The organism is Dyadobacter jiangsuensis (assembly GCF_003014695.1).
Lineage (GTDB): Bacteria > Bacteroidota > Bacteroidia > Cytophagales > Spirosomataceae > Dyadobacter > Dyadobacter jiangsuensis.
Genome location: NZ_PYAS01000009.1, coordinates 207,741 through 223,133, shown reverse-complemented (window position 1 = coordinate 223,133; position 15,393 = coordinate 207,741). Strand labels below are relative to the sequence as shown.

At 48.7% G+C, this 15,393-nt stretch carries 15 protein-coding genes; 7 read left to right on the top strand and 8 right to left on the bottom strand.

What is annotated here, in order from left to right; all coding sequences use genetic code 11:
• Positions 1 to 28: 28 nt before the first annotated feature.
• On the bottom strand, positions 29 to 1,513 hold the full coding sequence (locus CLV60_RS19555) for a TolC family protein (RefSeq protein WP_106597052.1): 1,485 nt from the start codon (positions 1,511 to 1,513) through the stop codon (positions 29 to 31).
• Positions 1,514 to 1,629: 116 nt separating this feature from the next.
• Positions 1,630 to 2,865, bottom strand: a complete 1,236-nt coding sequence (locus CLV60_RS19550; protein WP_106597051.1) for a spore maturation protein — start codon at positions 2,863 to 2,865, stop codon at positions 1,630 to 1,632.
• 137 nt (positions 2,866 to 3,002) lie between these two features.
• On the opposite strand from CLV60_RS19550, the gene CLV60_RS19545 reads away from it, so the two are divergent.
• Complete coding sequence (locus tag CLV60_RS19545) at positions 3,003 to 3,482, top strand: hypothetical protein (RefSeq protein ID WP_106597050.1); 480 nt, start codon at positions 3,003 to 3,005, stop codon at positions 3,480 to 3,482.
• 38 nt (positions 3,483 to 3,520) lie between these two features.
• Here the strand turns inward: CLV60_RS19545 and CLV60_RS34735 are convergent, their stop codons facing one another.
• The 5 genes from CLV60_RS34735 to CLV60_RS19520 all read right to left on the bottom strand — a co-directional run bounded on the left by CLV60_RS34735 (position 3,521) and on the right by CLV60_RS19520 (position 8,691).
• The gene (locus tag CLV60_RS34735) at positions 3,521 to 4,879 is read right to left on the bottom strand and encodes a PKD-like domain-containing protein (protein ID WP_229211051.1); all 1,359 of its coding nucleotides are present in this window, start codon (positions 4,877 to 4,879) and stop codon (positions 3,521 to 3,523) included.
• A 172-nt stretch (positions 4,880 to 5,051) separates the two neighbouring features.
• Positions 5,052 to 5,720 (bottom strand): hypothetical protein, encoded by a 669-nt coding sequence (locus CLV60_RS19535; protein WP_106597049.1) that lies wholly within the window; start codon positions 5,718 to 5,720, stop codon positions 5,052 to 5,054.
• A gap of 90 nt (positions 5,721 to 5,810) precedes the next feature.
• Positions 5,811 to 6,392, bottom strand: coding sequence for a Crp/Fnr family transcriptional regulator (locus CLV60_RS19530; RefSeq protein ID WP_106597048.1), 582 nt, complete (start codon positions 6,390 to 6,392; stop codon positions 5,811 to 5,813).
• 121 nt (positions 6,393 to 6,513) lie between these two features.
• Complete coding sequence (locus tag CLV60_RS19525; RefSeq protein WP_229211050.1) at positions 6,514 to 7,392, bottom strand: sugar phosphate isomerase/epimerase family protein; 879 nt, start codon at positions 7,390 to 7,392, stop codon at positions 6,514 to 6,516.
• A 39-nt stretch (positions 7,393 to 7,431) separates the two neighbouring features.
• On the bottom strand, positions 7,432 to 8,691 hold the full coding sequence (locus CLV60_RS19520) for a Gfo/Idh/MocA family protein (RefSeq protein WP_106597046.1): 1,260 nt from the start codon (positions 8,689 to 8,691) through the stop codon (positions 7,432 to 7,434).
• A gap of 256 nt (positions 8,692 to 8,947) precedes the next feature.
• Here CLV60_RS19520 and CLV60_RS19515 point away from each other — a divergent pair, with 256 nt between their 5' ends.
• Positions 8,948 to 10,543: a Na+/H+ antiporter gene (locus CLV60_RS19515; RefSeq protein WP_106597045.1), complete on the top strand. Its 1,596-nt coding sequence runs from the start codon at positions 8,948 to 8,950 to the stop codon at positions 10,541 to 10,543.
• Between the two features lie 12 nt (positions 10,544 to 10,555).
• Here the strand turns inward: CLV60_RS19515 and CLV60_RS19510 are convergent, their stop codons facing one another.
• Positions 10,556 to 12,082, bottom strand: a complete 1,527-nt coding sequence (locus CLV60_RS19510; protein WP_106597192.1) for a S8 family serine peptidase — start codon at positions 12,080 to 12,082, stop codon at positions 10,556 to 10,558.
• 165 nt (positions 12,083 to 12,247) lie between these two features.
• On the opposite strand from CLV60_RS19510, the gene CLV60_RS19505 reads away from it, so the two are divergent.
• From CLV60_RS19505 to CLV60_RS19485, 5 genes are all read left to right on the top strand, one after another.
• Positions 12,248 to 13,540 (top strand): aminopeptidase P family protein, encoded by a 1,293-nt coding sequence (locus CLV60_RS19505; protein ID WP_106597044.1) that lies wholly within the window; start codon positions 12,248 to 12,250, stop codon positions 13,538 to 13,540.
• 38 nt (positions 13,541 to 13,578) lie between these two features.
• The gene (locus tag CLV60_RS19500; protein WP_106597043.1) at positions 13,579 to 13,815 is read left to right on the top strand and encodes a hypothetical protein; all 237 of its coding nucleotides are present in this window, start codon (positions 13,579 to 13,581) and stop codon (positions 13,813 to 13,815) included.
• Between the two features lie 85 nt (positions 13,816 to 13,900).
• Positions 13,901 to 14,128: a type II toxin-antitoxin system RelE/ParE family toxin gene (locus tag CLV60_RS19495; RefSeq protein WP_310589366.1), complete on the top strand. Its 228-nt coding sequence runs from the start codon at positions 13,901 to 13,903 to the stop codon at positions 14,126 to 14,128.
• Positions 14,129 to 14,164: 36 nt separating this feature from the next.
• Positions 14,165 to 14,569 (top strand): DUF5618 family protein, encoded by a 405-nt coding sequence (locus CLV60_RS19490; RefSeq protein ID WP_106597042.1) that lies wholly within the window; start codon positions 14,165 to 14,167, stop codon positions 14,567 to 14,569.
• 73 nt (positions 14,570 to 14,642) lie between these two features.
• Positions 14,643 to 15,272 carry an MgtC/SapB family protein gene (locus CLV60_RS19485; RefSeq protein WP_106597041.1) on the top strand — a complete coding sequence of 210 codons (630 nt, stop codon included), beginning with the start codon at positions 14,643 to 14,645 and terminating at the stop codon, positions 15,270 to 15,272.
• Positions 15,273 to 15,393: the final 121 nt, after the last annotated feature.

Sequence of the window (15,393 nt, the reverse complement as noted above, 5' to 3'; positions counted from 1 at the left end):
AAAAATAGTTGCTGATAGTACGGGAATTCTAGAAATCAGAGAGCGGGCGGTTCATATAGAAATCCAGGATTTTAGTCCTGAAAACGTAGTCATACTTGGTCTGGACGAGGTTACCATTCGCTCTGTCAAGATTGGCTTTGGCGATGTTGTACTCCACCGAGTTGATAGCCCCTACGTCGAAACGGACCTGCGCCACGCGGAAAGTCTCCTGCAATGCACGGACCTGGTTGGCGGTGGCGGAGTAACGCTTGGCTGCATTCGTCATATCGATATAGGCCTGCTCCACATTCTTGCGAATCGTCAATTGCACCTGCTGCGCCTGATATTCGTAGGTCTTTTGCTGCAACTTGGCATTAGCCACGTTGTATTTCGTTCTGAAATTATTGAAGATCGGGATCGAGAGATTCAGGTTGATCGCCGAGTTTCGGTTAAAGTCGAGCTGATTGAAATAGCGGAAGTTCTGAATAGAACCATTCGGTGCGGTGACACGCTGGATGATCGGTACCTGTTTGTTGTCGATCATCACATAGTCGGTCGTCGAAGGAACATCGATAGTCGTATTTCCCGATCCGTCCCCCACAAATCGCTGCTTGGGCGCCGCGCTGGAATAGGCAGTATAAACACCGCCATTCAATGTCAGTGTAGGCATTCCCGCACCTCTTGCCAGATCGATGTTAATTTTTGACGCTTCAATCCGCATATTGGCAGCCTTCATTTGCGGAAGATTGTTCAATGCGGTTTCATAAATCTCCTGAATGGACGCGTCGTATGCCTGCATTGTCGGATCTTTGACCGGTATCTTCACGACGTTGATCACCTCGCTGCCAGGCATATTCATATATTGCTTCAAATTCAGCTTCGCACTTTCCAAGTTATTCTGCGCATTTACGAGTGAAAGTTCATCGTTGGCCAGCTGCGATTTAAGGTCAAGGAGATTGCTTTCCGCGAGCGTACCTGCTTCCACCAGCTTGGCGGTGCGTTCTACCTGCAATTGGGATGCATCAACCTGCCGCTGCGCTACCATGATGAGCTCCTCGTTGGTCACTACCTGCAAATAGGATAATGCAACATTGAGCATAATATCATTGCGGGTTGCTTCCAGGTCTTTGGCGCTTGCCTGGTAGTTGGCATTATTGAATTTGATGTTATTACTGATTTGAAAACCGCTGAAAAGTGTCACCTGACCGCCGAGCTGGTAGTTATTGGAGCTCACATTCTGCTGCACGAACTGGTTGGTAAACGGATCGATGTTACGTCCTGAACGGAAACCCTGGCTCGCGCTGAAACTGATGCTTGGCCACCGCTGCCATTTCGACTGCTCGTAGGTGTTGCCATTGGTTTGCACCGTAATTTCCGATTGCTTGACTTGCGGGTTGGTTTCCAGGGCAATCCGGATGCAATCTTCCAGCGAATAGGTATTGGCCGGCTGACTCACATTTTGCTGCGCCTGCGACACTGTCATTCCACCAAACAATGCCAAAACCAGTGCGGAATAGCGTAAAGAATGAAACATAAGCGGTTTAGAGTTAGATGATCAATATTAGTGCTTACCTGAAAATGCAACCATCCATTTGGTACGGACGGTTGCATTTCCGTGGTAAAGGGCGATTTATCCCGCATACCTCGGGATCAATGGAAAAACAGGTAACCGAGCCAAATTCCGGCGATGACGCCTATTAAATCGGCAATAAGGCCTGCCACAATAGCGTATCTCGTATTTTTGATCCCGACGGAGCCGAAGTAAAGCGCAACAATATACAGGGTAGTATCGGCCGATCCCTGGAAAATACATACCAGCCTTCCGACAAAGGAATCGGGGCCGAATTCCTTCATCGCATCGATCATCAATGCACGCGCGCCGCTGCCGCTGAGAGGCTTCATGAGCGCTACCGGTAAAGCGTCGGTAAAGTCGGTATTCATGCCTGTTGAGGCAAACACCCATTTCAAACCGTCGATCACGTAGTCCATCGCCCCGCAGCTGCGAAATGCGCTGATGGCGACAAGCAGCCCCACCAAATAGGGGATAACCGTAACCGACGTAGTGAATCCGCCTTTTGCCCCCTCGATAAATGCTTCGAAAACATTGACCTTCTTGAACATCCCCCACCCGAGAAATGCCGCTACTACGAAAAGCAGCACCGAATTCCCTACCAGGATCGAGATTGTTTCGATTTGCTCCTTGGGTAAGCCCGACAAATACCACAATATCAAGCCAATCATGGCTGTCACGCTACCGAGGCCGAGCATGATTGTCCGGTTAAAGAGATTGATCTTTTGCCACGTTGCGGTAATGATCATACTCACTACCGTAGTTATATACGTGCCCACCACGCAGGGGATGAACACATCGGAAGGACTTTCGGCACCCAGAATAGCCCGTTGCGCGATGATCGATAACGGGATGATCTGCAAGCCGGAAGTGTGGAGTACCAGGAACATAATCTGCGCATTCGAGGCGGTGTCCTTGCTGGGATTGAGCTCTTGCAAGCTTTGCATTGCCTTTAAACCGAATGGCGTGGCCGCATTATCGAGCCCGAGAAAATTCGCGGAGAAATTCATGATCATCTGGCCATTAGCCGGGTGGTCTTTGGGAACTTCCGGGAAAAGCTTGTTGAAAAACGGCCCGATGAACCGGGCGATGACATGGATAATGCCCGCCTTTTCTCCCACATTAAGAATGCCTAAAAAGAATGTCATTACGCCCGTGAGCGGTAATGCGATATCCATCACGGCCGTTTCGGCCATTTTGAGCATTCCTTCTGTAATGGCTTTAAAAGTTTGCACATCACCTGTCAAAATGAATTGCAGGAACGCTATCAGAAAGGCGATGACGAAAAAAGCTACGAAAATGTAATTTAAAGCCATATCAGGTTCAGGGGGTGCAGGGGGCAGGATTATTAATGATTTGTTTATAATGCATTGAGTAAAATATTTCTTTTAATGCAAATAACAAAGGTATATTGCAAACAGGTAGACCTATCAACAAACCTCAACGATTTTCCATGAAGCATTACAGCTTTTTACTCCTTTTGGCACTATTGTGCTGCAACAAACCTAAAAACAACAGCGAAACCACCGCTACAAACAGTGACGAACCGACCAAGGCCATCAACGACACCATCCCGCTGACGCGCGAAAAAGTGGAGAAAAGCCCCATCGCGAGTTACAGCGAAAAGGTTAAAGATGATCTCAACGACTGGCGTTTTGCCGTGGACGTTTACGAAACCCCGCAGACGTTCAAGTTCCTGATGAAGATCGAATACATGGTGCAGGAAGCGGAAGACACACTGACGATCCCTAATTTCGGCATTATGCCCAAAGTAGAAGTCCGGAAAGGCCCGGATGAAAATTCGTGCATTGTCGGGTTTCTTGACAAGCAGGGCGAGTTTAAGGACTACAAGCTGATTGCTTTGAAGGAGAAGCAGTTGAAGATTTCGACTTTGAAGTATTATGGACGGGCTCGGTATAAGGTGAGTAAATGAGGAACATTGGGAATTAAAGCATACTTTGAGCAATAGATTTATTCCAGAATGAGACGCACATTTTCGGAAGTGCCATCCCGGTTGACGAGCATTAAGTAATAAGTTCCTCTCGGCAAATCGCTCACTGGCAATGTAATAGTTCGTTCCTGTTCAAAAGCAGCTGTTGCGTATTGTGCTGTTGCGTCGATTGCTCTTACCTCCTTGCCGCCAACTTCGCTGAGTAATGTTACAGTCTGAGGTAATCGTTCAATCGCTTGCCCATCATCAAATTGAATTTTCACCTGGTCTTTTGCCGGATTGGGAAACACTTTGTAGATCGGAGTTCCCTTTGCACAATTGTCGACACAAATGGTGATTCCTTTCTGCACCGAGCCAAAACAGTTGCTAACGGTAATGTCTATGCCATAGCAGTTGTTGACGTAGGAATTGAAATAAGCGGTACCACCATTGGAATTGAGGATCGTATTCCCGGGATCACTGGACGTCCATATCCCGAACTGCGTCCCAGGCTCGGCGGTATACGCATTGAGCATAACGCCCGCACCGTTGCACATAAAGTCGGGCGAACCGCCGCCGTTGGCAGTTACGAGTAATGAAGCGGGCTGCGGAGCGCTTCGTTTGACGTTGATGGGAGTGCTAAATGCCGATGTTACCCCGCACACGGACGACGTAGCCGAAACCTTCACTGTTCCATCAGAAACACCGGTAATTTGCGCAGAGTTGGTATTTCCGGGCGAGTTTGCGGTAATGCCGCCGGTAGCAACCCAATTGTAACTTGTGGCGTTGCTCGCTGTTGCGGTAATCGTTTTGGGATTACAAAGTAGAATATCAGGTGAATTAATAACCGGTTTTGTAGGAACCGGTCTTGTAATCGTCAGCTGAGAAGACGTTGTCAATCCAGGCACATCATTTCTCGAAGTTGTGACTTTGATAACACCACCAGCACCGGCATTCGGCGTAAGCATAACGATATTTCCGCTTCCCGAAAGCGTCCAGCCAGCCGGGTAAGTCCAAACGTAATTGGTTGCGTTCGCTACCGGATCTACCGAGACGTTGATCGGCGCCGTGCCGCAATTGATTTGGTAACTTCCGCTCTGCGCGGCGCCGTTGATTTTGATGTTGCCGGGCGTGCCGAGGTAACGGATGGGGATAGTTTTGGTTTGCGTTAGGCCCACTGGGCATTCCGAACATCCCTGATCACCAGCGCTGGGTTGACCTGATGTAACTTTGATCGTACCATTTCCATTGGTATTGTTCCAGACAACCTTGATTTGATCCTTTGCATTAGCTTCAAGTATAGATGGACTTGCAGCAGGAATTCCGACAATAAGGCCATTCGTTACTTCCCATTTGTACTTGCAGTCTTTACCATTATTACATTTTGCAAACAAGCTCATTGCGACAGAATAGGTGTGTTCCGTATTATTCGGCAGCGCATATGAACACGTGTTATTTGGAAGCCCGCAATTGATAGCTACCGATTGCCCTTTTGCCGTTATTGATAATCCTATCTGACAAATTACAAATGCGATACAAAGACCTAGTTTAATAGTTTTCATAGTGCTGTATTTAAAAGTGAAAAGTAAAATTTAGCTTACTAATCGGACTCAGTGCGAATCCGAAACGATGGCTCTTTGATGTGACTTCTCCATCCAAACTTTTGCCCTTGGACCAGCGATGATTGATGTAAAGGTTGCTTTCTACCGAGGCCGACAAGCGCTTGGAGATTTGATACTTATAGCCACAAAACGGAGCAACAGCCACTGCCAGACTGGACGAAGGAAGAATTCCAGTAGTATTTTTATAGTTGTTGAACCAGTCGATCTCGGTATCGATTCCATGAAAGAATTGCCCTACCCGAAGATTTCGCCTCCATTCATATCCGATGCCGAATGAGGTTGAAAAACTCTGCATTTCACTGCGACTGTCAAAAGTCTCTGAATAACCCGAATCGGAACTCATTTTTGAAGCGCCTTTGTCTGCAAACCAGCTTAGTGTATTAATGGTCGCGCGGAACGCTCCTCTCCCCTTTTTAGGCGCATACCTAAGAGTCACGTGAGCCTGGCTGGCCGCTATCATGCGAAATACATCCAAACTTACATCCCACCTATAATCCGTGCTAGCATGATTATTACGAATCCCTTCCGGAGGCTTCTTTTGCTCCTGACAATGAGCGATTTGCATTGAACCAACTAGCCCCAAAAGTGCCATCAAAACTAAGTAGCATGTGTTCTTCATATTATTTATATTTTTTGTACAAATAAAATGAGAACAAACGACACCCATTCTGGGAAAAGGAAGGATCGGACCTACAAAAAGGAAGAAAATTCAGGGCCTTGATTTGAGCTTGCTGACGTAGTTTTCGGAGATACCGAGGTAGGAGGCGATGTACTTCTGGGGCACGCGGTTGAAGAGTTCGCGGGAACGTGCGCGGAACGATTCGAGCTTCTCGGGTGCGGAAAGCGTACGCATGTCGCGGAGCAATTCCTGGTGTGTCAGCAACAGGCGCTCGGCGATGATGCGGCCAATGCAGCAGGCTTCGGGGTGATTCCCATATAACTCGTATAGTTCAGTCCTGCTAATGTAAATGAGTATCGAAGATTCCAGCGTCTCAATGCATTCACGGGAAGGGAGCTGTTTTACAAAGCTATCCGCAGCGTGGAAGAAATCGCCCTCGCTGGCAAACCAGTCGGTGACGTCGCGGAAATTGCCCTGGCCGTCGGCTGCGAAATGGTAGCCTCGTACAAGCCCCGATTGCACATACCAGAGCTTATCGCATATTTCACCGTCCGATAGCAGCACCTTACCTTTCGGAACTTTGACGATTTTTAATCTTTGCTGAAACAGTATCCTTGTTTGATCTTCAACAGGCAGTATTTCACTCAGGGAGGATATGAACTCGTAATACATATTGATATAGTGTGTTGATATAACCGCAAGTTGAAAATTTTCAACCACATTTCTATACTACAATACGGCACAAAAAAAGCCCGGATAACCGGGCCCTATTTGGAATTGTTAGGAAGTGTAATTACGCATTAAATACGAGGTCCATCTTCTCACGGATAGTCAATAAACGTTTGCGGTCGCCGCCGGAAACTTCCGCGGAAGCCCAGCCTGAGTAACCGATCTTTTGCAATGCCTTGTTCACTTCCGACCAGTTGCAATCGCCTTCCATGAATTCGACGTCGAAGCCCTTCCAGAGGCCAAGGTCGTTTTGCTTTTTAAAGCTGAATTCTTTCAAATCCAGTTTAAGAATGCGCTTGTTCAATGCTTCAATCCACGAAACCGGCCAGCTGTAACGGAGCACGTTACCCACATCAAAATACCAGCCTACCATCGGATGTTTGAATTCATCGACATAACGGGCCGCTTCGAGCGGGCTCAGCAAAAACTGGTTCCAAACGTTCTCGAACGCTATTTTGACACCTGTTTTTTCACATACCGGCAGCAGCTTACGGATTTCCGCCTGCGAGCGCTCGTATGCTTCCGCGTAGGTCACATTGGCATTCACTACGCCTGGTACCACGAGAACGGTAGTCCCGCCGTATTGCTTGGTGTCGTACAACGCTTTTTCAATGGATTTGACGCATTCCTCACGCTTCTTGGGATCGGGATCCGACAATGGAAGCTTCCAGTGCATCGAGTTCACAGTTCCTGGCAGTTCCAGGCCGGTTTTGTCGCGCGCGGCAAGCACTTCCTTCATATCCAGCTTGTCGGGCGAGTCGAGTTCGACGCCGTCGTAGCCCAGGTCTTTCAGGAGTTTGAATTTGTCCATGATCGACAAATCCTCTTTCACCATGCCCCATTTAAGGCTTTTCTTCACCATCGGGCGTGCCAAGGGCGCAGCAGCTACTGCCTCGGTGCCAGCCAGCACCGAAGAGCCCACCGCCACGGCAGATGCTGCCATGGCGGTGTTTTTTAAGAAATCTCTTCTTTGCATAAGGTATCAGGAGAATGCTGTGATACCTGGTTTTGCCACCTCTACAACCGGTGGTTTCATATCAAAGCTGTAAGTATCAGGGCCCAGCTTCTCGGTAGAGTTCAATGCCTCGTTCCAGGTAATGCGCTTGCCGGTGTAGGCAGCCATTCTACCCATGATGGCGGTCAATGTGCTGTGCGCCATGAACTCACCGTCGTTGATCAGCTTACCGCTACGGATAGACGCAAACAGTTCGTTATGCTCTGTCTGGTACATATCGTTTTGTGCGCCTTCGTATTTCCATGGATTAGCACCGGTAATTTCGTGTACGTTACGTGCACAGTTCACCATCGCGCTTCCTTTGGTTCCCAATGTTTGTACGAGGTAGCTGTTTTCGCAGTTGGCCTGCTGACGTGAGTGGTGGAAACCTTTCACACCATTATCGTAATCGTAAACCACCGAGAAGTGGTCGAAGATGTTACCGAACAACGAATCGGTACGAACCTGACGGCCGCCTGTACCTACCGCCGAAACCGGCAGCTTGCCACCCATTGCCCACGCCATCATGTCGATACTGTGTACGGCCTGCTCCACGATGTGGTCACCGGCGAGCCAGGTATAGTAAGTCCAGTTACGCAGTACGTATTCAGCGTCTGTCCAGCCCGAAACGCGTGGGAACGACCACAGCGTACCGGTATCATAAGTGTTATAGATAGCCGTAATGTCGCCCACTGCGCCATCGAGGATCCGCGCGAAGCTCGCACGTTTCGGCTCATGGTAACGCCAGCAGAAGCCCGACATCAGGGACACGTTCTTTTGTTTTGCCAATTTCGCTGCATCCAGCACTTTGCGAACACCGGGAGCGTCAACCGCCACAGGTTTTTCGCAGAACACGTGCTTGCCTGCATTGATAGCGGCAGTGAGGTGCTCGGGACGGAAATGAGGAGGCGTAGCGAGCAACACTACATCCACACCTGAGTCCAGCACTTTTTTGAAAGCGTCGAAACCAATGAACTTACGACCTTCATCCACTTTCACTTTTGGACCGTGCACTTTGGTCAGGTTTTCAAGCGACGCGTCCATTTTGTCTTTGAAAATGTCGCCCATTGCCCACAACACCACGTTCGGGTCGGCTTTCAAAGCCTGGTTGGCAGCACCGGATCCGCGGCCGCCGCAACCGATCAAACCTACTTTGAGGGTATCGGCATTTACGCCTGCAAAAGCGCGATTAGGGTTCAGAATCGCAAAGGTTGGTAAGGTGCTACCTGCCAATGCAACTCCCGCCATTTTCAAAACATCTCTCCGAGAAGTACTCATTGTCAATTAAGGATTAGGTGATGGAATGACTGTTTTTATTGAATTTTCTGTTGATAATGCCAGTGATACAGGATCTTAAAGGCATTAAAGTTAATGCAAAACCGTAATATTTCCTGCTAATATAAACCAAAATTTCCATTTGCGTGCTCGACCACACACAAAAGTTATTACATGTTAATAATACAATTTATATAGTTTTATATCTCCGAACTTCCGTTTCCTGAATATGGTCCTTGAGAATTTACTGCTTATCATATCCCTCCTTTTTGTAGTTTCGATGCTCACGATGCTGAGCGAAAAAATCGGCATCTCCTACCCGATTTTCCTCGTTATCGCGGGTTTGTTGATCGGCGTTGTCCCCGGAATGCCTCACATCCAGCTCGAACCCGACTGGGTTTTTCTGATCTTTCTGCCGCCCTTACTTTATGAAGCCGCCTGGAATACCTCCTGGAAAGATTTCTGGGCATCCCGGCGCGCAATCGGGCTACTGTCGATCGGTCTGGTGGTATTTACGGCAACGGCAGTCGCTTACATTACCCACGCGCTCATTCCCGGTTTCACATTGGCTATGGGCTTCGTGCTCGGGGGCATTATCTCACCACCCGACGCCGTGGCGGCAACTTCCGTTTTGCACGGATTGAAAGTACCCAAGCGTGTCGTTACGATCCTTGAAGGGGAAAGTCTTGTCAACGACGCTTCGTCGCTGATTGTTTTCCGCGTAGCGCTCGCAACCATCGAAACGGGCAATTTCGTCCTCTGGAAAGCGGGAGCGGATTTCCTGATGGTCGCCATCATGGGCATTATCATCGGGTTGGCCATCGCGCACGTGCTGTACGTGGTACACCGCTTTTTCCCGACCACTCCGAGTATTGATACCGCGCTTACATTCATTTCACCGTATTTAATGTACATCACGGCAGAGCATTTCCATTATTCGGGCGTGCTGGCGGTGGTGAGCGGCGGACTCTTCCTGAGCTTCCGCGCGCATGAGCTGTTTACCTATCAGTCGAGAATGCAGACCAACTATGTCTGGCAGACCGTGGTTTTCCTTTTGAACGGTATTGTATTTATCCTGATTGGACTGCAATTGCCCGAAGTGATAAAGGGGCTGCATGAGTACACCATCACCGAAGTAGTAACCTATGCCGTCATTATCAGCATTGTCACGATTCTGATCCGCATTATCTGGGTTTTCCCCAGCACCTACATTCCACGGATCTTATTCAAATCTATCCGCCAGAAAGAGGCCCGGCCCGGTTGGCAGCCCGTATTCATTGTGGCCTGGAGCGGCATGCGCGGCGTGGTTTCACTGGCATCCGCATTGGCTATTCCGCTTTTGATAGATGGCAAGGCATTTCCGCACCGCGATCTGTTCTTGTTTATCACTTTTGTAGTGATCCTTTTCACACTCGTGTTTCAGGGGCTGAGCCTGCCCTATCTGATCAAATGGCTTAAAATTGAAGATGATGACGATAGCCTGGAAAAGGAGAATGCGATGATGAATTCGCGTCTGGCAACGGTGAGCCTGGATTATATGAAATCCAATTACGATGGCGAGATACAGGATTTCGAACCATTCAGGCTGTTGAAGGACCGTTATGAGAAGATCATCGAAATGGCCGACTACAAGCTGCTGCATTCCGACGACGACACGTCTGTCAGCCACGTGCGGAAATACCGCAAGATGTTACTCGAAATTATTGAAGTAAAAAGAGAAGAAATCCTGAAACTAAGACAGGAGAGAACTTGCTCCAACGAGCTCATCAAGACCAAAGAACATGAACTCGATCTCGAAGAAGCAAGGCTCCGCAGGTCGCCGTAGAATGGCTGTGGGTTAATTCCACTCCACTTCCACCACGTAATCCCGAAGGTCGATGGTAGTGAATTTCTCGTTACTCTGACGTTTGAGGGATACTTTGCCGTTTTGCACCTTCGCCACCTGCTGCGCGATCACGTCCTTTTCGTTTTTCTTACGGTAAATAGCGACCATCGGGTCCAGGCTGGTTACCTCCACCTCGCAGGTACGTCCTTTGGCGGTAATCAGCTTGGAGTTATTAGGCAAATAAGGGGCCTTCGCGAGTGCGAGCGCACGTGAGGCCTGCGGTACGCCGTAGCCTACGAAATTATTGCCGTAAGGGTACAAATGCGATGATTTCTCGATCAGCGAGATCAGTTCTTTGTTCGAAAGCTGCGGATTAGCTTGCAACAAACAGGCCGCAAAACCGGTAATTACAGGCGCGGAAAGCGACGTTCCGTACAACGAAAAGCACGATACGTTCGGCTTTACGTAGGACAAAAACTCCGGCCCGACACTGCTGTAACCAATGCGGTTCCATAGCTTGCCATTGGTAGCGCCCACCGAAAGCACTCCCTTCGCATCCGCAGGGGCCGAAACGATCCCCCAGCTTTTATCGTCGCCCTCGTTACCGGCGGAAACGATAATCATAATGCCTTTTTTATCGGAAGCGATCTGCGCCGCTTTGCTGATAGCGCTGGTTTTGCCGTCCATTTGCGACGGCTGATAATTCTCTTTCGGATCCGAGAATCCTTTGGCATAACCCAATGAAGTATTGATCAGGCGCACGCCGAGGCTGTCCATCCATTCCATGGCTGCGATCCAGTTATCCTCTTCGCCGCGGTACTCGCGCATCGAGTAATCCGTGCGTGCGAGATAGAATTTGGCATTGGTAGCCATTCCATATTGCACCTGATCCTGGTAATCAATGCCCGAAATAGCCGCGAGCACTTCGGTACCGTGCATATCGGAGAATGATTCGGCGGTGCTGAACAGCAAATCGCCCGGGCGGCCAGGTTTCACATAGTCCCGGATGCCTAATATTCTTTTGTTCGAGAAAACCTGTGAAAGCGAAAGCGAAGAATCCGCGCCGTAGAAACCGGCATCAATCACGCCGATCATCACGTCTTTAGCCGTGATATTTTCCTTTAAAAATGCATTGGCCTGCACCTGCGACATCACCGGCGCCATTTGCGCCTTTTCGATCGGCTGGGTGCGTGCTACATAGAAACCCGGATCGATCATGACCACGTCGGCTACGAAATCAAGCTCTCTTACTTTCATCGCCTGCTCGCTCGTGAGGTTGGCTGATACTGCGTTAAGCCATTTGGAGCGGTTGATGATATTGACCGATTGTTGCCGCAGCGCAGCTTCATATTCCTTTTTTACCGGTAAATCGGTTTCATCAGAAAGTACCAGGCCTAGTTTCTGCCGGTTTTCCAGCGTCAGCGCCGATACCGCAGGGCTTGCAGCCAGGTCTTTATTTTTCAGATAAATCCAATATTTCGGGCTTGCGGACAACACCAACGGCACAAATACAAACGCAAGCAAAAGCAGTCTTCTCATCAACGGCATTAGTTAGGTATTCTTAATCAATTTGGTATAATAATACTTTCAAAACTGCATTTGCACGAGCTGAGACCATTCCGTGCAGCAGCAGATGTTTAGAATTTTTGAACAAGATAAACGTAATTTTACAAATTAAATTACCGGATCCGAAAAAATACAGACATGCGATATTCCCCCATCGACCAAAAGCTATTTGTTGAAAACAGACGCCGTTTAACGACTTTACTCAAACCTAAATCACTGGCCATTCTCAATGCCAACGACATTATGCCTACCAATGCGGACGGCACAATGGGTTTCAAACAAAACAGCGATCTATTCTACCTCACCGGTGTCGATCAAGAGGAAACGATCCTGCTCCTCTTCCCCGACCACCCCGATCCGAAGTTCCGCGAAGTACTATTCCTCCGCGAAACCAACGAAATCATCGCCGTTTGGGAAGGAGAAAAACTGTCCAAGGAACAAGCCCGCGCCGCCACCGGCATACAGAGCATTTACTGGACACACCAGTACGAAACCGTGTTCGGTAACATCGTTTTTGAAGCCGAAAATGTGTATCTGAATACCAACGAGCACACCCGCAACGACTCGTACGTACAGTCGCGCGACGCGAGATTCATTCAAGATTTCAAAAACCGCTACCCGTTACACAACCTCGTGCGGCTCGCGCCCCTTATGCACCAGCTGCGTGCGGTAAAGCAGCCGGAGGAAATCGCATTGCTCCAAAAGGCCTGCGACATCACCAAGCAGGGTTTTGAAAGGGTATTGAAATTCGTCAAACCCGGCGTCCACGAGTTCCAAATAGAAGCCGAGCTGCTCCACGAATTCGTCCGCAACCGCTCGAAAGGCTTTTCGTACCAGCCTATTATCGCATCTGGCGCGAATGCCTGCGTATTGCATTACATTCAAAACGACCAGGTTTGCAAAGACGGCGACATCCTTCTGCTCGACGTCGCCGCCGAATATGCCAACTACGGCGCCGACCTCACACGCAGCATTCCCGTGAACGGCCGCTTCACCAAACGCCAGCGCGATGTATACGATGCCGTACTGCGCGTTTTTAAAGCTGCCAAAGGCTTGCTTGTGCCCGGCAATATCTGGGATGAATACCACCAGGAAATCGGCCGCATTATGGAAAGCGAGCTGATCGGCCTCGGGCTGATCACCAAAGAAGACATCGAAAAGCAGGACCCCGACCTTCCTGCCTACAAAAAATACTTCCCGCACGGCACCTCCCATTTCCTGGGCCTCGACATTCACGATGTAGGCAACAAATACCGCCGCTTCGAAGCCGGCATGGTTTTCACCTGCGAGCCGGGCATTTACATTCGGGAAGAAGGCCTGGGCATTCGTTTAGAGAACGATATCCTCATTACGGAGAATGGGAATGTGGATTTGATGGCGCATATCCCCTTGGAGGCAGAGGAGATCGAGGAGTGGATGAATGCTAAGTGATTCTTTGTAAATTTGTTGAAGACCTAAACAGATTTCTAATGGAAACGTCAGTGAATTTGAATGTCGCGTTGTCTTTTGAGCAATTGCTTGGGCTGATCCGACAACTTTCAAGACAGGAACAGGTGCAATTGGTATCAGAACTGAAGAAGGAGATCGTAGAAGATGAAGAGCCCACCAAAGAGCAAATTCTGGCTAATTTGAAGGAAGATCTAATTGCATTTAAAAACGGCACACTAAAAACTCGTCCTATCGAGGATATTCTTAATGAGCTTTAAAATAGAAGCCTCGGAACAATTTACAAAAGAATTAAAGCGGCTGGCCAAGAAGTATCCATCGCTGAAAAGCGATATCGGCTAGCTCATCCGCAGCCTCTCTCACGACCCGGCTCAAGGTACCTCGCTCGGGCAAAACTGCTTTAAAGTCAGGTTGGCAATCAAAAGCAAGGACAAAGGAAAAAGCGGCGGAGCGCGGGTGATTACTTTGGTTGTAATGCTTGCTGAAAAAGTAGTACTGCTCTCGATTTATGACAAATCGGAGAAAGAGAGTATCTCGGATGATGAATTGACAGCATTGATAAAAGAGATTTGACAAATAACCTATTTTTTACTTTTTACACATACACTAATGGCAAAACAACAACTTTCCGCAGAGGAAGCTATCACCGAGGCTAAACGCTATTTGAACAATGCGAAAGAAATTTTGCGTGAAAAGGGTGCAAAAGTTGACGGGCACTATCGGGATTCAAAATATGTAAAAATGGCTGGTCATACTGCCTATTCCGGGGTGCTTTTTGCGTTGGATCACTATTTCGGCAAAAAGACGAAAGGCCGGAAAGACGTCGATTGGTACAGGATCAACATTTCGAAAGAGGACCGAAAAATACTAGACTCTTTTGAAACGGTTTATGAACAGCTGCATCTCGTTATGGCTTACGATGGCTCAGGGAATGTAGAAGTCGTAAAAATCGGTTTCAGAGAAGCCGAACGCATCATCGACTGGGTCGAAATTCGAACAGCGACTGCCGCATAAAATAAAAATACCAATGCGAAGCCGGGGAGGTCGACGATCTGCCCGGCTTTATTATGAATACAAATTACATTGAATGGAACTCCTTCCCGAAGACATTTACAAACTACTGATCTCCTTCACCCTCGGCGGAATCATCGGCGCGGAGCGCGAGTACCGAAGCAAATCGGCTGGGCTGCGGACCCTGATATTGATCGCGATGGGCTCTACGCTTTTTACGATCCTTTCCATTAAAATCAGTTCGGATGCGGGGCGTATCGCGGCGAATATCGTGACCGGTATCGGTTTTATCGGCGCAGGGATCATCTTCCGGGAAAATAACCGGGTGGTCGGCATTACGACGGCGGCGATCGTGTGGGTGACGGCCGCGGTAGGAATGGGCATCGGGGCCGGGTTTTATGAGGTGACGATCTGCTGTTTCGTGATTTCGGGGATGACTTTAGTGATTTTGTCGCCCGTGCAGAAACTCATCCGCCAGAAAAGCCAGATACGGAACTACCGCCTGATGTGCGTCTACCAGAGAAAGACCCTGAAAACCTACGAGAACCTGTTCAAGGAATATGATCTGAAAATCCTGCGCGGCGAGCAGAGTCGTATCGGCACCCATATTACGGGTAGCTGGACGTTGCAGGGGTCCGAAAGAAAGCATGAAAAACTCACCCACCACCTGCTCAACGACCCGGACATCCTGGAATTTGATTTTTAACTATCAGTTACAAATGACATTAGTTTTTCATTAAAACTGATATGAATCATGCCCCGAAATGAGCCAAAAAGCGCTTTTGTAACGTTATAAATGGCCGGCAGGAAACTTTATACTGCAAAAC